The sequence below is a fragment of the Pseudoalteromonas ruthenica genome (assembly GCF_008808095.1).
GTDB lineage: Bacteria > Pseudomonadota > Gammaproteobacteria > Enterobacterales > Alteromonadaceae > Pseudoalteromonas > Pseudoalteromonas ruthenica.
In genome coordinates this window covers 1352863-1378571 of the sequence record NZ_CP023396.1, presented here as the reverse complement: position 1 = coordinate 1378571, position 25709 = coordinate 1352863, and the positions used below count along the sequence as shown (strand labels likewise).

General features: G+C 47.2%; 22 protein-coding genes. 5 read left to right on the top strand and 17 right to left on the bottom strand.

The features are described 5' to 3' along the window. Positions 1 to 136: 136 nt before the first annotated feature. The 3 genes from PRUTH_RS06515 to PRUTH_RS06505 form a co-directional block, all read right to left on the bottom strand. Positions 137 to 1525, bottom strand: a complete 1389-nt coding sequence (locus PRUTH_RS06515; protein WP_151172886.1) for a DcaP family trimeric outer membrane transporter — start codon at positions 1523 to 1525, stop codon at positions 137 to 139. Between the two features lie 8 nt (positions 1526 to 1533). Next, the gene (locus PRUTH_RS06510; protein WP_022943652.1) at positions 1534 to 2625 is read right to left on the bottom strand and encodes a DUF481 domain-containing protein; all 1092 of its coding nucleotides are present in this window, start codon (positions 2623 to 2625) and stop codon (positions 1534 to 1536) included. Between the two features lie 90 nt (positions 2626 to 2715). Then, positions 2716 to 4011, bottom strand: coding sequence for an anti-phage deoxyguanosine triphosphatase (locus tag PRUTH_RS06505; RefSeq protein WP_151172885.1), 1296 nt, complete (start codon positions 4009 to 4011; stop codon positions 2716 to 2718). Between the two features lie 161 nt (positions 4012 to 4172). Here PRUTH_RS06505 and PRUTH_RS06500 point away from each other — a divergent pair, with 161 nt between their 5' ends. Next, positions 4173 to 4988 (top strand): glucosaminidase domain-containing protein, encoded by an 816-nt coding sequence (locus PRUTH_RS06500; protein WP_151172884.1) that lies wholly within the window; start codon positions 4173 to 4175, stop codon positions 4986 to 4988. After that, entirely contained in the window at positions 4981 to 5631 is a 651-nt protein-coding gene (locus PRUTH_RS06495; protein WP_022943655.1) for a DUF2987 domain-containing protein, read from the top strand. Before PRUTH_RS06500 ends, PRUTH_RS06495 begins: the two co-directional genes overlap by 8 nt. Positions 5632 to 5673: 42 nt before the next feature. On the opposite strand, the gene ttcA is transcribed toward PRUTH_RS06495, so the two are convergent. The 11 genes from ttcA to ccoN all read right to left on the bottom strand — a co-directional run bounded on the left by ttcA (position 5674) and on the right by ccoN (position 15574). Further along, the gene (ttcA, locus tag PRUTH_RS06490) at positions 5674 to 6585 is read right to left on the bottom strand and encodes a tRNA 2-thiocytidine(32) synthetase TtcA (protein ID WP_151172883.1); all 912 of its coding nucleotides are present in this window, start codon (positions 6583 to 6585) and stop codon (positions 5674 to 5676) included. Between the two features lie 121 nt (positions 6586 to 6706). Next, on the bottom strand, positions 6707 to 7630 hold the full coding sequence (uspE, locus tag PRUTH_RS06485) for a universal stress protein UspE (RefSeq protein ID WP_045978667.1): 924 nt from the start codon (positions 7628 to 7630) through the stop codon (positions 6707 to 6709). 103 nt (positions 7631 to 7733) lie between these two features. After that, a complete protein-coding gene (locus PRUTH_RS06480; protein WP_022943658.1) occupies positions 7734 to 8489 on the bottom strand; it encodes an FNR family transcription factor in 756 nt (251 codons plus the stop codon). 37 nt (positions 8490 to 8526) lie between these two features. Then, positions 8527 to 9198, bottom strand: coding sequence for a sulfite exporter TauE/SafE family protein (locus tag PRUTH_RS06475; RefSeq protein ID WP_022943659.1), 672 nt, complete (start codon positions 9196 to 9198; stop codon positions 8527 to 8529). Further along, on the bottom strand, positions 9185 to 9358 hold the full coding sequence (gene ccoS / locus PRUTH_RS06470; protein ID WP_022943660.1) for a cbb3-type cytochrome oxidase assembly protein CcoS: 174 nt from the start codon (positions 9356 to 9358) through the stop codon (positions 9185 to 9187). Before ccoS ends, PRUTH_RS06475 begins: the two co-directional genes overlap by 14 nt. Then, positions 9355 to 11739, bottom strand: coding sequence for a heavy metal translocating P-type ATPase (locus PRUTH_RS06465; RefSeq protein ID WP_151172882.1), 2385 nt, complete (start codon positions 11737 to 11739; stop codon positions 9355 to 9357). Before PRUTH_RS06465 ends, ccoS begins: the two co-directional genes overlap by 4 nt. Then, complete coding sequence (locus PRUTH_RS06460; protein WP_022943662.1) at positions 11740 to 12240, bottom strand: FixH family protein; 501 nt, start codon at positions 12238 to 12240, stop codon at positions 11740 to 11742. 113 nt (positions 12241 to 12353) lie between these two features. Beyond that, positions 12354 to 13322: a cytochrome-c oxidase, cbb3-type subunit III gene (gene ccoP / locus PRUTH_RS06455; RefSeq protein WP_151172881.1), complete on the bottom strand. Its 969-nt coding sequence runs from the start codon at positions 13320 to 13322 to the stop codon at positions 12354 to 12356. Beyond that, a complete protein-coding gene (locus PRUTH_RS06450; protein WP_045978669.1) occupies positions 13319 to 13504 on the bottom strand; it encodes a CcoQ/FixQ family Cbb3-type cytochrome c oxidase assembly chaperone in 186 nt (61 codons plus the stop codon). The genes ccoP and PRUTH_RS06450 overlap by 4 nt, the downstream gene beginning before the upstream one ends. Before the next feature lie 5 nt (positions 13505 to 13509). Continuing rightward, positions 13510 to 14130, bottom strand: a complete 621-nt coding sequence (ccoO, locus tag PRUTH_RS06445; RefSeq protein WP_022943665.1) for a cytochrome-c oxidase, cbb3-type subunit II — start codon at positions 14128 to 14130, stop codon at positions 13510 to 13512. Between the two features lie 10 nt (positions 14131 to 14140). Further along, positions 14141 to 15574 carry a cytochrome-c oxidase, cbb3-type subunit I gene (gene ccoN / locus PRUTH_RS06440; RefSeq protein ID WP_022943666.1) on the bottom strand — a complete coding sequence of 478 codons (1434 nt, stop codon included), beginning with the start codon at positions 15572 to 15574 and terminating at the stop codon, positions 14141 to 14143. Between the two features lie 310 nt (positions 15575 to 15884). On the opposite strand from ccoN, the gene PRUTH_RS06435 reads away from it, so the two are divergent. From PRUTH_RS06435 to PRUTH_RS06425, 3 genes are all read left to right on the top strand, one after another. Next, positions 15885 to 16376 carry a hypothetical protein gene (locus tag PRUTH_RS06435; RefSeq protein WP_151172880.1) on the top strand — a complete coding sequence of 164 codons (492 nt, stop codon included), beginning with the start codon at positions 15885 to 15887 and terminating at the stop codon, positions 16374 to 16376. Positions 16377 to 16952: 576 nt separating this feature from the next. Then, positions 16953 to 19655 carry a TonB-dependent receptor gene (locus PRUTH_RS06430; RefSeq protein ID WP_022943668.1) on the top strand — a complete coding sequence of 901 codons (2703 nt, stop codon included), beginning with the start codon at positions 16953 to 16955 and terminating at the stop codon, positions 19653 to 19655. 112 nt (positions 19656 to 19767) lie between these two features. Beyond that, positions 19768 to 21141, top strand: a complete 1374-nt coding sequence (locus PRUTH_RS06425; protein WP_239383899.1) for a hypothetical protein — start codon at positions 19768 to 19770, stop codon at positions 21139 to 21141. Positions 21142 to 21153: 12 nt separating this feature from the next. Here PRUTH_RS06425 and PRUTH_RS06420 read toward each other — a convergent pair whose 3' ends face one another. Genes PRUTH_RS06420 through mfd form a run of 3 tightly spaced genes read right to left on the bottom strand, consistent with a single transcriptional unit; the run spans position 21154 to position 25704 of the window. Continuing rightward, the gene (locus PRUTH_RS06420) at positions 21154 to 21405 is read right to left on the bottom strand and encodes a hypothetical protein (protein ID WP_022943670.1); all 252 of its coding nucleotides are present in this window, start codon (positions 21403 to 21405) and stop codon (positions 21154 to 21156) included. A gap of 19 nt (positions 21406 to 21424) precedes the next feature. Next, positions 21425 to 22231, bottom strand: a complete 807-nt coding sequence (locus PRUTH_RS06415) for a CsiV family protein (RefSeq protein WP_082079271.1) — start codon at positions 22229 to 22231, stop codon at positions 21425 to 21427. Beyond that, on the bottom strand, positions 22228 to 25704 hold the full coding sequence (gene mfd / locus PRUTH_RS06410) for a transcription-repair coupling factor (RefSeq protein ID WP_151172879.1): 3477 nt from the start codon (positions 25702 to 25704) through the stop codon (positions 22228 to 22230). Before mfd ends, PRUTH_RS06415 begins: the two co-directional genes overlap by 4 nt. Positions 25705 to 25709 lie beyond the last annotated feature (5 nt).

Genomic DNA, 25709 nt, shown 5'->3' with positions numbered 1-25709 from the left:
CACTGTCCTATTAAGGGTGTTGAGCACACACCCGGGCCGATAAAAAGGCCATAACATCAGGGCGGCGATTTAAGCACGCGCCTTATGAACCAAAGATAAAATGCTTGCTAAGCGATAACGCTAGTAAATCATCGCTTCAATACTTAAAGCCAAATGAGGTTTGCAGGCGCAGGTTATCAGCCTGCTCACCGGCAAAATTCTCTACTTCCCCGTATTGTAGCTCCACGCCTAAACGGGACATCATAGTGGGGTTCCAAATAAGGTTAATAGTGCTGTAGAGACTATTATTAAGTGCTCTAGCGTGTTGCGTAGCAAGGTTGTCAACGTCGACGTAGCTTACCCCTAGGCTAGATGTAAAGCGCTCACTCCACTGCTTATCGAGATACACAAACCCACCACTGATACCGATTGCTTGTAAATCACCGTTGCTGTTTAAGCCTGCATCGCTGCCCCCGGTGATAGCGCTGTATATACTGCAACACGGGTCATTGATATAACGGGCGATGCCTTCGCCAGTTGCAAATTGGAACTTCAATAAATGTGCTTTATCAAGGGCATAATTGCCGGTGACATTGATACCCCATCCTGTTACTGAGTCTTCTTGGGTCGATGTTTCAAAGCCTAAGCTACGTAGTAATAGGGCGGCTTTTATGTAGCCATCTGTGAAACGCTGCTGATAACTGAGCGTAGCGTCTGGCCAATCGTTCTGCTCATTGAAAGAAAGGGTCGCGGGGTCGATATCTCGAGGAAATGCCAAGTCGGCGTCAGAGCGCTCCATGGTCACCATCCATGTTGCCCCCGATGCGCTCTGTTCAGTGCGATAGCGGATTTGTGGTTGACGGGTAAACACCATGGCAGTGGGACCCCAATAATCAATGATGTTGGGGAAGGAATTAATGTCCATAAACCCGGAAAAGGTTTGTCCTGCTCCCCAATTCCCAAGCTCACCCCATAGGTGAGTCAGGTGAAAATCGGCATTACCTTGGTCATCAAACATATCGAATTCAAAACGCGTGGTCATATCACCATAGTGGGTGGGCGTATGGCTGCGAAACGACAGCTTAGATTGGCCAGCGCTCAACAGCGTGTTGTCGTTGGTGGTGTTGTCATCATAAGCAATAGAAGAGGTTTGAAAGCCGGCACGATTCGTCATTTCGCCGTGATTATAGATAGCATCAAGCCAAATTTGTCCACCTAGTTGCAACGTCGTCGTTGAGTCGCTTAAGCGAATACTTTTGGCGGGGGCGGCAAACCGGTGACTCGGTCGGGTGGTGTCATTAAAGAGCACTTGCTGCGCCTCTATCGCAGAGACCTTGGCATTATTGGCCACTACTTGGGTGCGTTTTTGTTCGCGCTCCAATGCAGCGATTTTTTTATCTTTAGCAGCCAACTGCTTTTCTAGCTCGCTGAGGCGCTGCTCAAGCGCACTGAGACGCTGCTCTATACTTTGTGCATGACTATTGGCGCTATAGCACAGCACAGACAAGAGCGCTGCGGCGACAACATTTAATGGCAGAAATTTCATTGGCTCTCCTAAAGTTCAACACCTAAAGAAACAATCATCTTGTAGTCATCCTGCTTGGGAATACTGCCATCGGCATTAGCCACGGGGGAGGCAAGATGATCCCACACCAATGATAAGTCCAAATCTATGTCGTTAGTTATATCGATAGAAGCGCCAGCAAGAGCATGTTGAGCATTACCACCTGAGGCGTTTTCGGCAAAGGTAAAACGGTAGTCAAACTTTAAATCTACATTGGTGCGCCATTCGTAATCCAAATTTGACTCAAAATAAAAAGAGGTGGAGGAATTACTGGTATCTTGCCCCGCAGCAACATCACTAAACTCGGTTCGTTGATAGGCTGGCCCCGCACCGATATCCCATTCCAGTTTATCTGTGTCTATTAAGTAGTAGCCAAAACCAGCACCCAGGGTGTATTTGTTATCGATATTTTGAAAAGGGTCGCGGTAATACTCAAAAAATACCGGGCGAAAATACAGTGAGCTGGTATAAAACCAATCAAAGGTGCCATTCGCTCGGACATTGTTTTCAGTCACCTTATCGTCGTTTGCTGTGCGATCTGCCAGCGCGGTAATGAGTAACCGATTACTGGCCGTCCGACGTTTTATATCAACACTGGCCGAGAGCTCGGTTTGTTCGGTATTTCCTCTGCTTAAATTCGCGCCTACGCCGACCTTGATAGACCAAGCGCTCAGCTCGTCTTCGGCACTAGGAGCAATAGAAACTAAGTCTTGATAGCGATATTGCGAAGGACTGTTTCCCACAACCACATAGCCACCGGATATATTCAGCGACCCTTGTTGCACAGTGCCGTCATTGAAGCGCACACTGTGAGAGCGCCCAGATATGACCATATAAATATCTTCTTGATCAATGATCAGGGTATCGAGAATATCGCTTTCAAATTCCACCTTTTTGTCATAGAGCGATTTCAGCTCTCCTTTAAGCCACTCTCCGGAATTTAGGCGTAACCAGTCGTATTTATCGGCTTGTTTGATAACGACCTGACGCTCCTCAAGTAAGGTGTCAGGCAACGAACTGGTTGTGTTGGCGTTATTGCTAGTACTTATGAGCAACGCCAGTAAGCATAAAGGGTAATGCATTGGTGTCGGTCCTTGAATACTCAGACGTTTTCGTTATTGCTTCATTAGTTTAGACGAACATAAAGCAATTGCTGTGTTCCTATTATGTAGTTAAACACCGATGGTCGGCGCAAACAACCGTTGATAAGTTTTGTATGCATACTCATCGGTCATGCCACTGAGGTAATCGCATAGCACGCGTAAAGGATTATCGCCCTGTTGCTCAGCTTTACGATAACTCAATGCGGTTGTCTCCGGCAGCAAGCGTAGGGGATCACTGGCAAATGCGGCAAATAATTCCATGATTAGTTTTTGTCCTTTAAATTCAATTTGCTGCATATGGGGGGCGCGAATAAGGCGTTTATAAATAAAATGTTTGAGCGCGTTTAATAAACTCATGTAAGCGCTGGGCAGGGTCACTTGATAGCGCAAAATATCGCACCCAAAGCGGCTGTCTGTTTGCTCAAGTCGGGATTGGGTAATGAACAAGTTAACTAACTCACCAATGATGTCTTTGCGCTGCGCTTCACAGCCAAAGAAAAGCCGTTCAGTGATGCGGCTGTCATTTAGCCAGGGGCAATCGATTTGAGCAAGTGCTGGCTCGCCATGAGCCTGCCAATCGTGGACAGTGATTTGCTCGGTGGCAATCGCATCTTCAAGATCATGCACCGCATAAGCAATGTCATCTGCCAACTCCATAATGGCCGCATCGAGTGATTTATAACGGGTTTTGTGGCGATATGCATCATACTGCTCATGGCTGGTAAAGCGTTGGCGTTGTGAGTCATCGAGCGGCGCTAAAATCCAATCAAGCAAATCTTGGTCATCATTGTATAAGCCTTTTGCCGGGCGCCAATCGTGCGCTTTTATAAATTGTTGTTTGGCGTTTTGCTCTGGGTGAGTGTGCCAAAGTGTATCAATAAGCGCTGGATACTTTATAAACCCCAGTAAAGTGCGTCGGGTTAGGTTCATGCCGTAGCCCTGAGTGTAGGGCTCTAACTTCGCGACGATCCGCAAGGTTTGCGCATTGCCCTCGAAGCCTCCGTGTTCGCGCATCATATAATTCAGGGCAATTTCACCGCCATGGCCAAATGGTGGATGACCAATATCATGGGCTAAACACAAGGTTTCAAGTAATGACTCATCAGGAAGACAAGTAATATCTGGATGTTGTCGACTGAGATGACGTAATAGACCGCTGCCAATTTGCGAAACTTCCAAAGAGTGGGTTAAGCGAGTGCGATAAAAGTCATTCAGGCCAATACCCATAATTTGGGTTTTGGCTTGCAGGCGGCGAAACGCTGCGGCATGAATAATACGTGAGCGATCCACTTGCCAAGGTGAGCGATTGTCATTAGGGCGGTGTTTGTGTTCATCGGCGCGCCGTTGTTGCCAGATATGCTGCATGGCTTCCTCAATCTGATCCTTTGCACTGTGCAAAGTGTAAACTATAAATAAAACAAAGTCTTTTCAATCACCCGAGTGTTCAGATTGCGTTTTTAAAACAACCATGTTCGCGATATAATGCCGCGTTTTTTGATCTGGCCTTGGGGGCTCGTGGAGGATTCATGATAAAAAAGCTTGGACTGCTAATAACCGTAATAATCTGTGTGACTGCATTGTTATACCCGTTTATATGGGGAACCCGTGTCGCAGACACCCAGCCACGTGAGGAGCAGCCCACTGTGGAAAAGCCAACAGTGCCGGAAAAACCTCTGCACAACGTTAAGCTACCTAATTTTGCTGCGATAAAGGATGTAAAACAGAAAAAGGCGGCGTTCTTCGACTTTATTCGCGAGCCTATTGAAAAAGCGAATGCCAAGTTACGCTCACAGCGTGCAGTGTTAGAAATTGCCCTGATGATGACCCAATTTGATGAGCCACTTACTGATGTGCAGATTGATAAAGTCAGCGATATTTTCGCTGAATATGGGCTGGGAGATGAACAAATTAGTGAATTATCACTGCGCCAGGCATTGCGCAGAGTAGATGTGATCCCCAAAGAATTAGTCATGATGCAGGCGGCCAATGAGTCGGCATGGGGCACCTCACGTTTTGCCCGCATCGGACTTAACTTTTTTGGGCAATGGTGCTTTAGTAAGGGCTGCGGTATGGTGCCAAAGCGCCGCAACCAAGGGGCAAAACATGAGGTTGCTGTGTATCAGTCAGTGCAAGAGGCGGTGAATGCCTATTTTTACAATATCAACACCAACAGCGCGTATCGTGAATTACGCGATATTCGCGCCGACTTACGTCAAGCACAACAGCCAATTGATGCCAAGGCGCTGACGTATGGGTTAATGTCTTACTCTGAACGCGGTGAAGCCTATATTGAAGAGCTGCAAGCGATGATTGACCATAATAGGACTTACTTCGATGAATAAATGCCTTTTTATTGCCACACTAATGTGTTCAATGGCTGTGAATGCGCAGCCAACAGATGAGCCTGTGGTGATGTCTTACGATGGCTTTTACGACCGTATGGAGGTTGTCAACGAAGGCAATTTCCAACACGCTAAAGTCGGCTTTTACTTAAAAACCTATGAAAATGCAGAAAATTGCGTGCTAAAGGAAGGTAAAATCGTGACCGAGCGCGAACGCTTTCCTTTAACTTATGACGATAACGGGCAACTGTTCTTGCCCTTTGACAAGCAACTAGATACCCACAAAGCTATGGTCATCGCCACGCCACAATCAGGGCAGTGCCAGTTGAGTATGCAAATTGAAGCGCCAGGACCGTTTACACGATTAACCTATGCGCAAGCTTATACCATCGAGCAAGAGTTTGACGATTTAATTGGCGACTTATCTGGCTTTTTTGTGGGTACGCTGATGCCGTTTTTGTTACCTGAACATAAAGGGGTGCAACTACACTTTGCTGATACGCTGCCGGCGAAGGTGCCAGACAGCTGGCAGTGCCAAGGCTTGCAATGTAAGGTGCCGATTGAGCAGCAGTGGCAAGACAATAATAACACCTTAGTAGAAGGCACGCAGATTCATCGAATTACGCCATGGATAGCGCAGTAGAGAAAGGAATAAGGCCGTTTTTAAAGCGGCCTTATTATACTCTTACAGCTCAATGGCTTGAATTTTTACACCACTGTCAGAGTGTTCTTCTTCGGGCACCGGCGGTGTATCGAACTGGGCTTTATCCAACGCAATATCGCCGCCATCTATTACTTCACCGGTTTGCAGCTGTGCAAAGTTAAACAGCGAAGTATCAGCCATATGTGAGGGCACCACGTTTTGCATGGCGGTAAAGATGCTTTCAATACGCCCAGGTGATTCTTTATGCCACTGCTGCAGCATCGCCTTGATGTTCTGTCTTTGTAAGTTTTCTTGCGAGCCACACAAGTTGCAAGGAATGATTGGAAACTCTTTTTGTTGTGCGTATGCACTGATATCAGCTTCTTTACAATAGGCCAGTGGGCGGATCACCATGTGTTGGCCGTCATCGCTCATTAGCTTGGCTGGCATGCCTTTCATTTTTCCGCCATAGAACATATTTAAAAACAAGGTTTCAATCATGTCATCACGGTGGTGGCCGAGAGCAATTTTAGTTGCTCCGAGCTCTTTAGCGGTGCGATATAAGATGCCACGTCGTAAACGCGAGCACAGCGAGCAGGTGGTTTTACCCTCAGGCACTTTATCTTTAACAATCGAGTACGTGTCTTCTTCAACAATTTTGTACTCAATACCTAATCCGTCCAAGTATTCGGGCAGCACATGCTCAGGGAAGCCGGGTTGTTTTTGGTCTAAATTCACCGCAAACAGCTCAAAGCGTACCGGCGCTGAGCGTTGTAGATTTTGTAAAATATCGAGCAGGGTGTAGCTGTCTTTACCGCCGGATAAGCACACCATGATGCGGTCGCCTTCTTCAATCATATTGAAGTCAGCAATGGCTTGACCTGTATGGCGGCGTAGCCGCTTTTGCAGTTTATTGAAGTTATATTGCGCTTTGGCTTGTGCTGAATGCGACACCTAGACACCCTTGTTACGGCTCATTTTAAAGGCGCGTATTATAGGCATACAGTGCAGCGGCATCAAGAAAAAGGCGGCATTAGCGCCGCCCAAATGACAGATAGTGTGTAATGGTTGCAGATTAGTCCTCAAGCGGGGAGTGATAGCCATCGGGTTTCAGCGCCAGGACATCACAATCGAGACTATCGATAACATGCTCAGCAGTGTTGCCCACAAGAGCTGCACTAAGACCGGTGCGGCCCACAGTGCCCATCACCACAAGTTCACTGTCGAGCTTTTTCGCAATCCGAGGGATCACATCCTCCGGTAAACCTTCCTCCACATGTTGATGGTGCGTGGCGATACCATGTTGAGCGCCTAATTCTCGTGTTGAATTGAGATGATGCTCTTTCACCGTTTCATTGTACTGTGAGGGATTAAACTCCGGGATCTCAATGGCAATATTCACCGGTGTTGCCGGGTAAGCATTAACTAAATGCAGGTCGCCCTGAGCAAGTTGAGCGATAAATTTAGCGTCTTGAACAATGCGTTGATTAAGCGCTTGGTGTTGCTCATCATCACTGGAAGCATTAACTGCAGCCACCACTGCACCGCCAACTGGCCAGTTATGATCTTTCACTAGCAATAAAGGAGCCGGGCATTTACGGATCAAGTGCCAATCGGTAGGCGTAAAGATCACCGACTTTAGCGTGTCATGTTGGTGTGTGCCTTTGACGACTAGATCATAATCATGGCCGAGCACTTCGCGAATAATGGCTTCGAAAGGGCGGTTATGCCACACCACTTTGGTGTCAAATTGCACATCTTGGTATTGGTGAGTGAGGGTTTTCAACCACTGCTCTTTTTCACTGAGCACCGCTTTGCGCATGGCTTCGCGCTCTTCGGCACTGAGCATTGTGGTCATTTCATAAGAAAAATCATAGATGGACAGGAAGGCGGTGATTTGCGCACCGCTTTTTCGCGCCAGTTCGATAGACCGAGACAAACTCTGTTGCTGCTCCACGGTGGGATCAACCACAGCTAAAATACGTTTAATTTTATCCATTGTGCGCCTCCTGCATTACCAAGCGAATTGTAATATACACCATTTCAGTGTAACGCAATTAACGCAATTGAAAAGGGGGCGCAGTCTGTGAGTTTGAGTTAGATCAATCGCTTGGCAAACTTATCGCAGCCGTGTGGGCCAGGGTTTCATGATCTTCAATGGTGATGAACTTACCGTCCACACGGATGAACCCCCCTTTTTGGAAGCGGCTTAATAAGCGGCTGATGGTCTCAACTGTTAGGCCTAAGTAATTACCGATTTCACCGCGCGTCATAGTGAGACGAAACTCTCTAGCTGAGAACCCACGCTCGCTGAAGCGGCGTGATAAGGTGAACAAGAAAGAGGCCAGGCGCTGCTCAGCCGTTTTTTTGTTTAGCAGCAATAACATTTCTTGGTCGTAGTTAATTTCGTTGCTCATTAAGCGCATAATCTGCTGGCGCAGCTTCGGTAACTTCCCTGCTAATTCGTCGAGCGTAGCGAAGGGGATCTCGCACACCATAGATGTTTCTAAGGCTTGGGCGAAGCTTTGATGTTTCATGGTTTGAATACCATCAAAACCAACTAAGTCGCCCGCCAGATGGAATCCGGTGATTTGTTCCTCACCTTGCTCTGATAGAGTAAAGGACTTAAACGAGCCACTGCGCACGGCAAAAATGGACTTCAGTTCGTCCCCAGATTCAAACAGGAAATCCCCCTTGTGCAGCGGTTTTTTGCGCTCAATGATATCGTCGAGACGATCCATTTCATCGCCATTGAGGCTATACGGCAGACACAGTTGGGAAATAGAGCAGTTTGTGCAACTAATGGCACAGTTTGACTTACCTGCGTATTTACCTGAAAGGGTTGGTTTTACGTCCATTTTACTATCCAAGGTGAACTGAATGTTTGTGTTAAATCTACGTCAGTAGAGGTTGGCTTGCAACAATAAGGCTGTACAACCCATACCAAAGTAATAGATTACCAAGTGCTAGGCGCACCCATGGGTGATTGAGGCCACGCTTTATAAATTGGGCGCCTAATCCTAATGCCAACATGGCAGGGAGTGTCCCAAGCGCAAAGCATAACATAAATAGTGCGCCATTAATCGCGCTTTGGCTGGTTATAGCCCAAGTTAGGGCGCTGTAAACTAAACCACATGGCAGCCACCCCCAAAGTGCACCATAACCCAGGGCCTTGGGATAGGTATTAATTGGCATTAGGTAGCGGTTTAATTTTACGATATGGCGCCACAAAGCCCATTGTCCGGCTTTTTCAACTGGGCCAAGGGCATTAAATAGCCGCATCACGTACAGGCCAACCAAAACCATAAAGACTGCGCTGAATAAGCTTAATACTTGGCTGAGGGTGTTACTCTGCTTGGCAAAGGCAGCACTTAGCCCTCCTACAAGGGCACCCGCTAGGGTGTAGCTAAATAGCCGACCTATGTTGTAAGCACTGGCTGCACCGACGGCATTAAGGTCCTTACTGGCCAATTGAAAACTGCCGGCGATACCGCCACACATAGCAACGCAGTGGCCGCTGCCGGCAAGGCCCATAAGCAAAGCAGCAATAAAGTTAATCTCGCTCATTGCTCTTGTCGTGCTCTTCTTTGTCGTCCTCAAAGAGAATGCTGTGGCCTTGTTTATCTAAGTCGGAAAATTGCTCGCTTTTGACTGCCCAAAAGAAAATGCCGATGGCAATAATCACGAACAAAATAGCGATAGGGATTAACACATAAATAATGCTCATAGGCGTAATAGTCGCAACGAGTTGGTAATAACAATAATGGAGCTGGCAGACATACCTATGACCGCCATCCACGGCGCCACGAGGCCCATCGCTGCCAAAGGCAAGATAGCGCCGTTATAACACAGCGACAGTGCCAAGTTTTGACGAACAATTCGGCGTGTTTTTTTGGCAATGGTGATAAGCTTAGACACCGAACGTAAATCACTGTTTAACAATACCACATCGGCGGTGTTCTTCGAAATATCGGCGCCGCTATCCATCGCAATCGATAAATGTGCGGCGTTAAATACCGGACTGTCATTGACGCCATCGCCAACCATGGCACAGATATCTCCCTGATTATGCCACGATTGCATCAGTGCTAATTTGTCTTGTGGCAGCAGCGCACTGTGACATGCATCTAATTGCAGTTGTTGGCTTAATTGGGCACCTTTATCGGAGGGGTCGCCAGTGAGCATCACGCGCTCAATGTCTTGTTGTTTCAACTCCTGTTGCAGCTCTTGTGCATATTCTCTTACTTTATCTTGTAAAAAGAATGCGGCCACGGCGGATTCATTTACATATAACACCGCCTGCGCGTTTTTAGGTTGTGGGCCTGCAAACCAGCTCGCTTTACCAATGTGCACACGCTGACCTTGCCACATACCAGCCACCCCATAACCTGTGTGTACTTGGGCATCGGTGATGACTTGTTGGGCAGCAGCACTCGCACTCTCGGTAAACGCTTTGGCTATGGGGTGCTCGGAATACGCTTCTAAAGCGCTGGCTAATGCATGTATTTGTTGCTCGTCGTAGGCGTTATCTAGTATTTCCGTGTGGTCAATAACAAAGCGCCCTAACGTCAGGGTGCCAGTTTTATCAAAGCCCACCTTGGTGAGCTTGGTGGCTGTCTCTAACACATGAGACTGTTTGATTAACACCCCGCGCTTGGTAAGGTTGGCCACAGCACATGTTAGTGCGGTGGGGATAGCCAAACTCAGTGCACATGGGCAAGTTGCAACCAACACCGCAATGGTGATCCAAAAGGCGTGCTCGGGAGCAATACTGTACCAAGCTACTGCGGTAATCGAGGCAAAAACGAGTAAGCAGGCAACAAACCACTGGGCAACCTTGTCGGTTACTTGGGCTATGCGCGGGCGTTGGCTTAATGCTGAGTGTTGCAGTCTGATGATTTGGTTGACCAAGGTATTTTGGCCCACTTTATTGATCTCTATCGTCAGTATGCCGTCATGGTTGAGAGTGCCAGCATGGACTTGGTCGCCTACACGCTTAGTCACAGGGTGATGTTCGCCGGTCATCATTGACTCATCAACACTGGAATGCCCTGCAATCACCACGCCGTCAGCGGCAATGGTTTCGCCGGCTTTGACGCGCACGATATCACCTAGAGAGAGGAGTTTGGCACTGGTTATATGCTCTTCATTATTCTCTACTTTACGCGCTGTTAGGGGCAGTAATTTTTGCAAGTTAGCGGTAAATTCACTGGCTTTAAGGCGGGCGCGAAACTCTAAATGTTTACCCAGTAACAGCAAGAAGGTGAACATGCAGATAGATTCGAAATACACTTCGCCTTGCTCAGTCAGTGTGGCATAGCAGCTGGCAAAATAGGCACCAAATATCGCCAAGGATACAGGGACATCCATATTCAATTGTTTAGCGCGAAGACCACTGATGGCATTGGTTAAAAAGGGCAGTGCAGAGTAAAAAATAACGGGCGTAGCAAGGGTTAAACTGATCCAACGGAAGTATTGCTCGAAGTTATCTTCCATCCCTGAGAACATGCCAAAGTACATAGCAAAGGCGAACATCATCACCTGCATGGTCATCAGGCCCGCGACGCCAAGGCGACGGATAAAGCTCTTGGCCGTTGCCTGTTTTTGTGCCGCTTCACTATCAGCTTGAAAAGGGTAACTCTTATAACCGATCTCAGCGAGACTGGTGATCAAGGTGCTGAGCTTGACCTGTTCGTCGTTCCACACCACCATGGCGCGATGGGTGGAGGTATTAACATCAACACGTTTTACGCCCTGATGGGCGAGCAACTGCCTTTCAATAAGCCAAGCGCAGGCAGCACAACTGATCCCTTCGACACTGAGCAGCACCTCTTTATCGTCGCCTTGATGAGCCACAAACTCTTGCTGAATACTTTCTTGGTCGTAGCTTTTTATAAGTGCAAGTTGCTCTGGCACGAGCTGTTCGACTTTACCGGCAGACTCAGTGCGATACTTATAATAATCGGTCATGCCTTGGTCAACGATGGTCTGGGCGACAGCTTTACAGCCAATACAACACATGGGCTGCGCATGACCTTGAATGGTGACCGATTCATTAAAGCCAGCCGGAACTGGCTCAAGACAGTGAAAACACGCCTTTGCGCTCATTTACTTATACTCAGGGTCAACTTTTACGGTACCGTTCAAGGGCAGCTGAATATTTTCTTTTAGCTTCCAGCTGTCATCAAAAGGAGTAATAAACACAGTGTAAGCGCCCTGTGGGATCGGGGAGTCTAATAGCGCTGTGAATTCACCACGGGCATTTTGCGTGAGTCTAAAACGAATATCTTTTTCTTCAATGGTGCGGTGATACAGGCCGATATTGAGCGCTGCAACTTTTGATGCGTCGCCTTTGGTAAAGCGGAACACCACACGCTCTTGGTCAATATCAAGGTCGCCGTGTAAGTAGAGCGCTTTGGCTTTATTAAACTTGCTCAGCTCGAGGTTGATGGCCTTGCCTTTTTTGTAATAATCATCCACTACCATATCAGGGCCGTTGCCAACAGCGAAGGTGATAAGACCGATGCAGGCTATTATTGTCACTAATGGGAAAAATAACAGAAACCAAGGCCAAAACTGCTTATACCAAGGGGGAGACACTGCTTTCATAACGCACTTCATATTGCCGAATAGTGGCTGCTATTTTACGGTATTAGAACAAAAATTCCCAAAAAAAAGCCTCCAAATTAGGAGGCTTTTTTGATTTCAATTAATCTAAGCGATTATTTTTCCTGAGACAGGCTGTATACGTATGCCGTTAACAGGTGAACTTTGTCCTCGCCAAGAATTTCTTTCCAAGCGGGCATGACACCAGCGCGACCGTTACGTAGCGTTTCTTCAACTGAACGCTTTGAGCCACTACCATATAACCAAATGTTATCGGTCAGGTTAGGTGCCCCAAACGGCAGGTTATGAGCAACAGAGCCTTTACCATCAGCACCGTGACAGGCAGCACACATAGCGAACTTAGCGGCACCGGCTTCAGCGTCTTTTTGGTTAACCGTACGTCCGGAAAGGCTAAGTACATAGGCGGTCATCTCTTTGATACCTTGATCACCCAATGCAGCTTCCCAGCTTGGCATGGCTGCTACACGACCGTGCAGTAACGTTTCTTTAATTTTATCTGGCGAGCCACCATATAACCAATCATTATCGGTCAGATTAGGGAAGCCGTCACCGCCACGAGCATCAGAGTCGTGACATTGCGCGCAGTTTTGTAAGAACAAACGTTGACCAATTTCTAACGCCTTTTCATCCGCTGCTAAGTCAAGTACATCACGCTTGGCAAAAGACTCAAAGATAGGGCCATAGCGTTTTTCAGCGGCACGAATTTCATCGTCAAGCTGAATACGGTAGCCATTTTCTTCGGCTTCACTGACGGCTTGCTTTGACTCTTCTAAAGACGTAATGCCTTGGTTCGAGCTTTTCCACTTAAATAGGCCTTCAAAGTTACCTAAACCAGGGTAAGCAGCAAGGTAAAACACTGCCCAAATAAAGGTGGCGAAGAACATGTATGTCCACCATTTTGGTAGTGGGTTATTCACCTCTTCAATGCCATCAAATTCGTGGCCACAACTTTCACCCTCTTTTACACCCACGTAGTTTTTCAAGTTCCAAACTAGTAGAGCAAAAATGAGAGCTAGACAGGCCACTGTTAACACGATGACCCAAATACTCCAAAAGCTAGTCATTTCTCAGACTCCTTTTCCTCATGTGTGATTGTGTTTTGGTGTTTCTTTTCGTCTTCAAACACCGAGTTGGCTGCGTCGTCGAAGCGCTTCTTACTGCGCTTACTGAATGCCCACAACACAATCACGATAAAAAGTACCATTATTACCAGAGTTAAAATGCCTCTGAACGTGCCGTAATCCATAATAATTACTTCAAGTGTGTGCCAAGTTGCTGCAAGTAGGCGATTAAGGCTTCCATTTCGGTTTTGCCTTGCACCGCTTCTTTGGCGCCTTGAATGTCTTCATCCGTATAAGGTACGCCAAAATCCTGGAATACTTCCATTTTCTTAGCCGTTAACTCGCCATCAAGTACGTTTTCATCCAACCAAGGAAAAGCTGGCATGTTTGACTCTGGAACCACAGCGCGTGGGTCCATAAGGTGGGCGTAGTGCCAATCGTCAGAGTAGCGCTCGCCTACACGTGCAAGGTCAGGACCGGTACGTTTTGAGCCCCATTGGAAAGGGTGATCCCATACCGACTCACCAGCCACCGAGTAGTGACCATAGCGCTCTACCTCGTCACGGAAAGGACGGATCATCTGTGAGTGACAGTTGTAACAACCTTCACGAACATAGATATCACGGCCTTCAAGCTCAAGCGCTGTGAGCGGGCGTAGCCCATCTACAGGCTCAGTGGTGTCTTTTTGGAACATCAGCGGGGTGATTTCCACAAGTGCACCAAAGCTAATCGCGAACACCGTTAGGATGGCCATCAGGCCGACGTTCTTTTCAACAATTTCGTGTTTGTTGCTAGAGTTTTTATTGCTCATCATCTACCCCTTAAGCTGGTTGTGCCTGTGTATCGTCAGCGATTGCGCCTTTTTTGGCAGCAATGGTGCGATAACAGTTATAAGCCATAACCAACATACCCGTTACGATGAATACACCGCCTAGGAAACGCATGATGTAGAAGGGATAAGACGCTTCTAGTGATTGTACGAAGCTGTACATTAAGGTGCCGTCTTCGTTCACTGCACGCCACATTAGACCCTGCATTACACCTGAAATCCACATTGCCACGATGTAAAGTACAACGCCCACAGTGTGTAGCCAGAAATGCGTGTTAACCAGCTTGATGCTGTACATGCGACCATGGCCGAACAATGCCGGGATTAGGTGATAGATTGCACCAATAGAAATCATCGCTACCCAACCAAGCGCACCAGAGTGTACGTGACCTACGGTCCAGTCAGTGTAGTGAGATAGGGCGTTTACTGATTTGATAGCCATCATCGGGCCTTCGAAAGTCGACATGCCGTAGAATGACAGTGAGACCACCAAGAAACGCAGTACTGGGTCAGTGCGCAATTTGTGCCACGCGCCCGATAGGGTCATGATACCGTTGATCATGCCGCCCCATGAAGGTACGAATAAGATCACCGACATCACCATACCTAGCGACTGTGTCCAATCTGGCAGAGCCGTGTAGTGTAGGTGGTGAGGACCAGCCCAAATGTAAAGAGAGACAAGTGCCCAGAAGTGTACAACCGATAAACGGTAAGAGTACACAGGACGCCCCGCTTGTTTAGGAACGAAGTAGTACATCATCCCAAGGAAGCCCGCTGTCAGTAGGAAACCTACTGCGTTGTGGCCGTACCACCATTGCACCATGGCATCAACTGCACCGGCATAAATGGAGTATGACTTGGTCAGCGAGACCGGAACAGCCATGCTGTTTACAATGTGTAAAACGGCGACCGTGATAATGAAACCAGCATAGAACCAGTTTGCCACGTAAATGTGTGACACCTTACGCTTGATTAGCGTGCCGAAGAACACCACGGCATACGAGACCCACACGACGGCAATCAGAATATCAATTGGCCACTCAAGCTCAGCGTACTCTTTTGAGCTAGTAATACCCATAGGTAAGGTAATTGCTGCAAGTACGATGACAAGTTGCCAGCCCCAGAATGTGAAGGCCGCGAGTTTGTCGGAGAAAAGACGGGTTTGGCAGGTGCGTTGTACAACGTAGTAAGACGTTGCAAAAAGGGCACTGGTGCCGAAAGCGAAGATAACTGCGTTCGTATGTAACGGACGAAGTCGAGAGTAAGTTAGCCATGGGGTATCGAAGTTCAACGCTGGCCAGGCAAGCTGGGCGGCAATCAGAACACCGACACTCATGCCAACGATGCCCCAAATCACTGTCATAATAGCGAATTGGCGAACAACTTTATAGTTGTACTCAGTTTGTGATGCTACTGTTTGGCTCATTGTCAGGTTTCCGCTGCATTATTATGCGATTAGAAATGAATTACCTATTCTATGCGAATAGGCCCTACTGATTGTGCTCCAAGCCCGCTATCTAAAACCCTCAACACTTTGAGCATTTCAGAAAACACACTCGAAACACGCTTATTATTTTCGGCCGAAATGATAAAATTTTTGACCTTAAAAAGATAGCGCAAATGGCTAAAATAATGACTTCAATCAAATTATCCCAAGAAGTTGGGGAAAATTTAACTGACTTCTGGTGTAATAAAGCATCAGCCGAATAATGTGTTAGCTACAAGTACGTAATACAGTGACAGAATCGATTACTTCACCACGCTTTGAGTGTGAAAAAAAATACCGCCCAAGCGGCCACCCCCTTTGCTCTGGTGTTGGCGTACTGATCTGCACATTGCTGCTTATCGCTGGTTGTGACAGCGACTCGACGACAAGTATAGAAAATCTCAGTGCGAATACCAGTTGTTGCGAGCATCAGCAGCAAACACATCAAGACATTACCTTTGCCTTGAGCACTGAACAGGTTCACCCTGAGAACCCGTTTGCGATAAAACTAACACTGCCTAAGCACACTCAAGTAATTAAAGCGCACTTGGAGGGTGTTGGCATGTACATGGGACGCATCCCGGTTTTGTTCAACAAAGTGGGCGCGAATACTTGGGTTGCAACTACTCAAGTAGGGAGTTGCAGTGAACCAACAATGCGCTGGCAACTCGTTGTTGAAACTGCACAAAACACTCAACCGCAAAGTCATCACTTCCAATTTATCTCGACCCCAGCATATTAACTCGACCCCAGCATATTAAAAGACGAAGGCACTGGCTCACTCGGTGTCGATAAGCTGGTGCGACAAGTCTTTATTGCGCAGCGAATATCTGCGTGTCTGTGAAGTGATATGCATAAAAAATCATCCAAACCTGTATTAAATTCGTTCAAGTTAAGTGTTTGCATCATTCTCATATTGATTGCGATCACTGTGCGCTTATAAAAAATAGTGGAGGTTTTTGAATGGGGTAATAAGTTTGTGTGTATAGGTTGTAAATAATCATTTAAGTTAAAACAATTACTGCCGGTTACATTGAATTACAAAATGCGTACACATAGTTTCATTGGTCAAATAAGTGTATGAAAGTAGGGTGGGTGGCCTGCTTTTACTGGTTTGTGGGTTGATACATTTATAACATTTCTTTACATGGGTAATGTATCTATATACCTATAGCCTGGCTGGGTTAAAATTAAATCTTTCATTCAGTTATCGTTCATTTAAATAGTCCTAAGTTGCGTCTCGTTATGCAGTACCTTCATATAAAAATGAACTGCTATCGGCCCGATATGGGTAAAAATTCAACAAGTAGGGTTTAATATAAAAAAGACACAACTAGGGCTAGCCGTTGCTGCGGCACTGCCTATGTTCTCAAGTGTTCAAGCAATTGCGGCAGATTCTTCAGCTGAAGCAATTGAAAAAATTCAAGTGACCGGCTCACGCATCAAGCGTGCCGACATGGAAACTGCTAGCCCAGTTACATTGATTGGCGCCGATGACATCAAAGCGATGGGCGCAACCAGCATCGACAGCGTTTTGCAAAAAATGACTGCGACCGGCGGTGCCATGACCAACCCAGGTATCAACAATGGTTCAGGCGGTAACGCGCGTATCGACCTACGTGGTCTTGGTTCTCAGCGTACGCTAGTACTTGTAAATGGTCGTCGTATGATTAACTCTGGTACTGGTGCAGCGTCAACTGTTGACCTTAACACTATCCCAGTATCAATGATTAAATCAGTTGAAGTACTGAAAGATGGCGCATCTGCAGTATATGGTACTGACGCGGTAGCGGGTGTTGTTAACATCATCCTTAAAGACAACTTCGAAGGTCTAGACATGAACCTTAACACTGCGATGAGCGGTGAAGGTGATGCAGAAGAAAGCTCATTCGACGTTACACTAGGTAGTTCTTTTGACCGTGGTAACGTTGTAATCGGCATGCAATACACAGATCGTGGTGAAGCATCTCAAGGCGATCGTGATTTCTCTACCTGTCCTCTTGCTGAAGGTGCAAATGGCTTATATTGCACAGGTTCTTCGTACAACGAAGGCGGTCACATTTGGAACGGCAATGGTGAAAAAGGTAAAACTGTTAACGCTAAAGGCGAAGACATTGAAGTTTCACTTATTGACGACAATGGTGTAACTGGTCGCGGCGGTGAATATCATCGTTACGGCAACGAAGATGCTTACAACTACTCACCAGCTAGCTACCTTTACACGCCAATGGAGCGTTTAAACCTAACTGGTATCGCTACTTATGACCTAACTGATGACACTCGCCTATTCAGTGAGTTCACCTACACCAAGCGTTGGTCAGAGCAGCAAATGGCGCCTCAGCCAGTATGGTTTGACTTTGACTACACAGAAGCGATGGGCGATGCATTGCTAAGCCAAAGCTATGACAAGCGTGTAGACCTTGATGGTGACGGTTACCTAGATAAAGACGCTGATGGTAACTATGTAACTCAAGAAACAAATTACCAATACGGTGACACTATCTCTTACGGCCGCCGTATGAGCGATACTGGTGCACGTTTCTTCGAACAGTCTGTAGACACAGTTCGTGCAGTAATTGGTGCGGAAGGTTTCATTGGCGATTACGCATGGGATGTATCAGCTAACTTTGGTCGTAACGACTCAGTTGATAAGCTAAGCAACCTACACAACATGGGTGCTATCCAAGACCAAATCACTGAAGGTACTTTCAACCCAATCGATCAAGCAGCTTGGGTGTCGGAAGAATTCCGTAAAAACGTTTACACCGAAGTAAACAACGGCGGTAGCCAACTATTCATCTTGTCTGCGTCTGTATCTGGCGAAATGTTTGAAATGCCAGCGGGTTACTCAGCATTTGCAGCAGGTGTAGAGCGTCGTCAAGAAAAAGCATGGTACACGCCTGATTCACTAACAGCACAGGGTCTGGCCAACGATCCACCAGTTGAACCTACCTCAGGTGGCTTCGATGTAAACGAAGCATATGTAGAATTCGCTCTACCACTTCTTGCAGACGTGCCTTTTGCTGAAATGGTTGACCTAAGCGCAGCAATCCGTGCGTTCGACTACAGCACGTTCGGTAGCGATGAAACATGGAAACTAGGTCTTACTTGGAAAGTCAACGAAGAGCTAATGCTACGTAGTGTTGTTTCAACAGCATTCCGTGCGCCAACGGTTGACGAGCTATACTCTGGTAACTCTCCGTCATTCGAGCAGATCACCTTCCCAGGTGCGCAAGATCAAGCGGAAGTCACTGTAGGTGGTAACCAAGACTTGACTCCTGAAGAAGCTGATACGCTAACTGCAGGCCTAGTATACGAGCCAAGCTGGTTCGAAGGTTTCTCAATGACTTTCGATTACTACGATATCGAAATCGAAAATGCGATTGCTAGCGTGAGCTCAGAGACGATCCTTCAGCAGTGTCTTGCAACAACTGACAACGCGAATAGCGCACTATGTCAGTCAGCAAACGTTACTATGGACTCAACTGGCCGTGTTAAATTCAATAACCAGCTACAAAATATCGGTTCAGAGCAAACTTCTGGCTACGATATTAACCTAGCATACACGTTTGAAGCAGCAGGTCTTAACTGGCGCACAAGCCTAGACACAACAGTTCTTGATGAGTATGTTGTTGAAGTAGACGGCACTATCACTGATTATGCTGGCTTAATTACAGCTGGCGACGGTGGTTTTGCAGAGTTGAAGTCTAACTTCACTCTAAACATCGCTGGTGATAACTGGGATATGCAGTATCAAGCTCGTTACATTAACGGTATGGATAGCCAAAACTGTTTGGCAGACCCAGCAGCTTGTTACGCACCAACTACGCCAAGCGTGACTTATCATGACCTAAGCGGTTCATACATCGTTTCTGACATGGTTACTTTAACAGGTGGTGTGAACAACTTGTTTGACAAGCAACCTCCATACTACTCAGGTAACAATGACTCAAACACTGACCCGTACACTTATGATGTACTAGGTCGTCGCTTCTTCGCAGGTGTGAACGTTAAGTTCTAAACTGCGCCAAGCTACGAGTGATAAAATGCCCATCAGCTTGCTGATGGGCATTTTTTATGTGTCTAAACAATGGTATAACTAAGTTGAATTCAGCAACTCAGGTACGGCTACTTTGCATCATCATATTAGCTTCAAACAAGATGAAGGCCTCAGGCTGCAAATCAGTCAATCGCTGTTGCCAAAGTCTCATTCGCTCGTGGAGTTGTATCTTTGCATTCCCAATGAAATGGGGATCAATCCTAATACTTTAAGTGAAGAAAGCTTTTATCATAACCATGTAAAAACGCGCATGGCTTATAACGCCAGTGGCATCCACTTGCCTTTGGTGCGCAGTCGTTTTATAAGTAAAAACCGAGGCGATGAGCAAGACTATCGGCAGAACCTCAACTTGTATTGTTATCAGGTAAGGTTGGCGTTAGATACCGATGTTAATGAAGCGTTGGCCATAAAGGAGCCGGATGCATTCTTTATTCGTGTTCAAGCCATGCAACAAGAAACGGAGCGACTATTAAAGCGTTTACGGCGGTATAAGCCCAAAGAAGAAAAGCTGTTGTCGTTTTTTTACAATGCCGATAACTTTCTTAGTTGGCACGCTGAGCAAGTGATTTTAAAGCTTCTTGATAAGGGACCGAAAAGCAGTGAGCATGCTGTTGAGCGCAAGCAGTTACTTCAGTTTTGTGAGGCAGAAAACGGCTACCGCGAACACAAACGTTATAACTCTGTATCCACTGTGGATGACCCCAATCGACTAGCGAATAAAATGCATTTGTTGCAACGTTTAATCGAGCATGGGGTGGTACTCAGACGAGAAACTCGAAACTTAAACACCTTGTTAAGACGTGTTGTTAAAGGCTCGGTCACCGCGATTATGATGGCCTTTGTCATGTTATTGGTGCTAACTGCACGGACCAACTTCACTCAGGTGACTATTGGTTTAGTCGCCTTATTAGGCACCATTTACGGGCTCAGGGAGATCTTTAAAGAAGACATCACGCGTATTATTTGGCGTCGTATTATTATGGGCCGTGCTAAATGGTTACAGTCTTTTTATAACTCCACTACGAAAGTGAAAGTGGCGAAACAAAAGGTCTGGTTGGAATATATAAAACCAACGCGGATCCCCAAAGAGATAGCGGCTATCTTCTCTAAGCGTCGACAGCAAAATAAGCAGGCAGCGCAATGGATGTATATGCGCTTTGAGTGTGATGTGCCCGTGAACACCTTTATGCCAGGCTACGATGCCTTGCACCAAAGCATCAACATTAGCATGGCGCCGATGGTGCGCTACTTACGTAAAGGGGAAGGGCGGGTATATGAGTACAGTGGCAAAAAAATCCGCAAGCATGCTGTTGAAAGGCGTTATCAAATTAATGTGGTACTCGTGACGCGTGATGATAACCACGAGGCTCAGGCCCAGCGCTATAAGATTACCCTCAATCGCTCACAAATTGTTGCCCTAGAAAAAATCGGCTCACCCAGTGCGTGAGCCGTGGCCTCGCTACAGTCCCTTTTCTGAATAGAGTGTTACTTTGTCGGAAACTAAGGTTATTTGGATATTCTTGCTTTCAGAGCCCCAAATACAGTTAGTGTGAAGCGCTTTCTTTTCACACGCATCAGCTTCTCCAAGCAGGGCTTCGACTTCGGTTTTATCCATGCCCACAGACAGTTGCTCGTAATTCTCCAGCGTTACTTTCGAGCAGGCACTCAAGGTGAGCACGGTGGCTAAAGAGAGAAAGAGAGATTTTTTCATTGTTTTTCCTCACATTGAATTAATGGTTAAAGCGCCTTATTTGCACCAGCATGCCTAGTTGTGGGTGGTCAAAATAATGGATTTCGCCGGAAATAACACGACGAAATTGCGAAAACTCGCCACTCAAGTGTGTTTCTGTATCCCCAGTCTGACGCAATGTTAACGCCGAGGTAATATAGAGGTAATGGTTTAGATGCACCTTTAAAAAGCCATCTAACTGCCAAATTAAGTTATATTCCGGACGTATTGGGCTCAAAAAATCTGCGCTATTAGGCACATTTTTTGGCACTCGAGCAATTAGCTCCCCCCCGTACAAGCGGAACTTAGGGGCCGTTCGTTTCGATTGCCCAGGAAAGCGCCAACCTGTGTGCAAAAGCACTTGCCTACCAATGCGCGCCAGTTGATCACGCTTATCGCTAAATTGCAATTGCGATTGGGCTAGCACATAAGGCGTGTCGGTATGTTCATACACCTCACCATCGACGACCTGAGGTAAACGGGTCAGTGCGCTAAAATCCTCTTTGCTGTATTCACACGCTGCCGATACTTGGTTATCACTTGCGAGCAGAGGTTTGGCAGGCGTAGTGGGTGGGTCAATCTGCCCCGCTAAGCACTGCTTGGTGAGCGTCGTGATATAGCCCTCAGTGATAATATCGTCATTACTGTGATAATCATCGAGCTTGGCATTGTCATTCGCTAAGGTCTCACTGATTAACGCATCAGGTTGGCTAAACACCAACACCTCAATTTCGAACCAGCGCCCATCGGCGGCGTAACTCAGGCTACTAAAACAGGCTGCCATCAGCGTGGCCATTATTCTTATCATTTACTTCCTACCTTGGCTTCGAAATCCGCAATCATCGCGGTGATCAGTTTTAAGCGCTCTTGAGCATTGGCTTCATCAATCATAAAGCGTAACCGATTGGCGCCTTCCATTCTATAGTGCTGTGGATCAGCTTGAATTAAACCAATAATAAACTCGGGGCTAACCTTGGTCTGTTCACTAAATTCAAAGTACCCGCCTTTGGGGTTGGCCTCAACCTTAGTGATACCCAAGGCCCCGGCGCGGATTTTCAGTTGTTGTACGGCAAATAAATTCTTGGTGGCATCAGGGAGTAGGCCGAAACGGTCAATAAGTTCGACCTTCAGCTCATCAAGGGCATCAAAATCACTGGCACTGGCGATACGCTTATAAAGCCCCAAGCGTAGATTAACATCACTGATATAATCATTGGGCAATAGCGCAGCCAGTTTAATATCGACTTCGGTGTGTGATTTAATCAGCTTATCTAGGGTGGGTTCTTGGCCATTTTTTAGCGCTTCCACCGCTTGCTCTAACATCTCCATGTACATGCTAAACCCGATGGTCTGGATTTGCCCGCTTTGCTCATCGCCAAGTAGTTCACCGGCGCCGCGAATTTCTAAGTCATGGGTGGCCAAGGTGAAGCCCGCACCGAGGTCTTCAAGGGACTCGATGGCCTCTAAGCGTTTTTGCGCGTCTTTCGACATCGCTTTAGGGCCCGGGGTGAGCAAATAGGCATAGGCCTGGTGGTGGCTGCGGCCAACGCGCCCGCGCAACTGGTGCAATTGCGCTAAGCCGAGACGATCCGCGCGGTCCATAATAATAGTATTAGCACTGGGGATATCAATGCCGGTCTCTATGATGGTGGTACACACCAACACATTAAAGCGTTGATGGTAAAACTCGCTCATTAGGCTTTCTAGTTCACGCTCGCGCATTTGACCGTGGGCGACCGCGACACTGGCTTCAGGCACGACTTTGCGAATATCCTCGGCAGTGCGCTCGATGGTTTCAACGTTATTATGGAGGAAATACACCTGACCACCGCGTTTAATTTCCCGCAAAATAGCTTCACGGATCATGTCATCGTCTCGTTGGCGTACAAAGGTCTTCACCGCTAAACGTTTGGCTGGCGGCGTGGCAATAATGGATAAGTCACGCATGCCACTCATGGCCATGTTTAAGGTTCGCGGAATTGGCGTGGCCGTTAGGGTGAGAATATCGACATCTGCACGCAGGGCCTTAATTTTTTCTTTTTGACGCACCCCAAAACGGTGCTCTTCATCGACAATAAGTAAACCAAGGTCGGCGAACTTAATGTTTTCTTGCAACAACTTATGGGTGCCGATAACAATATCGACTTGGCCATCTTTTATTTTGGCTAAGGTGGCATTTTGCTCTTTCGTGGATTTGAACCGTGACAAAATATCGACTTCCACAGGGAAGTCGGCAAAGCGGTCACGGAAGTTCTCAAAGTGCTGCTGCGCCAACAGTGTGGTGGGCACCAATACCGCCACTTGCTTAGAGTCGGCAACGGCAGTGTAGGCTGCGCGCATCGCCACTTCGGTTTTACCAAAACCGACATCACCACAGACCAAGCGATCCATGGCATTTTTGCTTTGCATATCGCTGAGCACGGCATCAATAGCATTTTGCTGATCGTCGGTGGCCTCAAACACAAAATTATCGCTGAATTGTCGATAACCGACATCATCGAGAGCAAACTTATAGCCTGGCTTAGCTTGGCGTTTGGCATAAATATCGAGCAGCTCAGCGGCCACATCACGGACTTTCTCGGCAGCGCGGCGTTTGGCTTTCTCCCAAGCATCAGAGCCAAGTTTATGTAATGGCGCGCTGGCTTCTTCTCCCCCGGAATAACGACTGAGCATATGCAATGCCGATACCGGTACATAAAGCTTGGCGTCATTGGCATACATGATGGTGACGAATTCCGTGGCAACACCTGCTGCGTCCAACGTTTCTAAGCCCACATAGCGGCCCACACCGTGGTCTAAATGAACGATTGGCTGACCTTCTTTGAGTTCCGCTAAGTTGCGGATCAGTGCATCACTGCTGGCCTGGTGTTTATGTTTACGGCGGCGGCGTTGTGACACGCGGATCCCGAGCAGTTCTTGTTCGGTGATTAAACTGACACGGGCATTGTGAGTTAGCACCACGCTTTGCTCAAAAGGTGCCACTAGTAAAGAAATATCCGCGTCGCTGTCTAGGCATTGTGCCAAGGTATCAAAGGCGCGGATTTTCAAGCCGCTGGGTTTGAGCAACGTTAGTAGCGCTTCACGACGGCCATCGGATTCTACGCACAGCACGATACGCGCGCCTTGGCGTTTTTGCTCTACGGCATAATCTAAAAAGGCGCCATAGGGAGGCTGCTTACTGTGATCTATGCGTACCTCGGGCAACGGCTCGCAGGGAAGATTAAAGTAGCCGACTTTGGTTGGCAGCTTCGCTTGCGATAAATCAATGCGCGGATAGGCTTTGCACTGCTGGTTTAACTCTTCAATGGGCAAGTAGAGCTGGTTAGGTGGTAACAGCGGTCGCAGAGGGTCTACTTTACGGCTTTCATAGCGGCTGTGCACATCATCTAAAAACTGCTGGGCACCATGTTGGGTATCGCCCATATGCATAAATACCGCTTGCTCGGGTAGATAATCAAATAAGGTGCCCAAGTGCTCAAAAAATAGCGGCAGGTAGTACTCAATACCCGCAGGCAGGGCGCCTTTGCTGACTTGCATATATACCGAGTCTTGCTCGGCACTGGCACCAAAAGCCTCGCGGTATTGGATACGAAAACGTTCAATGTCGCTATCCGTGGTGCCAAATTCATGCGCCGGTAATAAATTGATGTGGCTTATATTATCGCTGGAGCGCTGGCTGTCGACATCAAAGTGACTCATGCTGTCTATTTCATCATCGAACAAATCAAAACGCACAGGCGCGTTTTGACCCATTGCGAATAAGTCGACCACCGAGCCGCGCACCGCATACTCACCATGGGCCATCACCTGCTGAGTATGGATGTAACCGGCATCATCAAGCTGTTTGCGCAGCTTGTCGATGTTAAGCGTGTCACCAACCTGATAAACAATGGCATTGCCGTAAATAAATTCTTTCGGCGCAGCACGCAGCATGAGCGTGGCAACGGGCACAATCAGCACGCCGTGGCTGATATTGTTCAAACGACTGAGGGTATGCAGCCGGGTAGAGACAATGTCTTGATGAGGTGAGAAATGATCATAAGGCAATGTTTCCCAATCAGGAAAAACCATCACTTCATCACGGCTCAAGGTAGCATGTAATTCATGCTCTAGCTTCAACGCACTAGGGGTGTCCGGTGTCACTAACACCACTAACTGCTGATGTTGCTTAACCGCTTCGCCAATGCTCAGAGCGAGGGCACTGCCATGTAGCTGGCCCCACTTTATTTTGTCTTGTTGTGTCTTTACCCAAGGCAATTCAATGAACTGCGCTAACTGCATGGAAT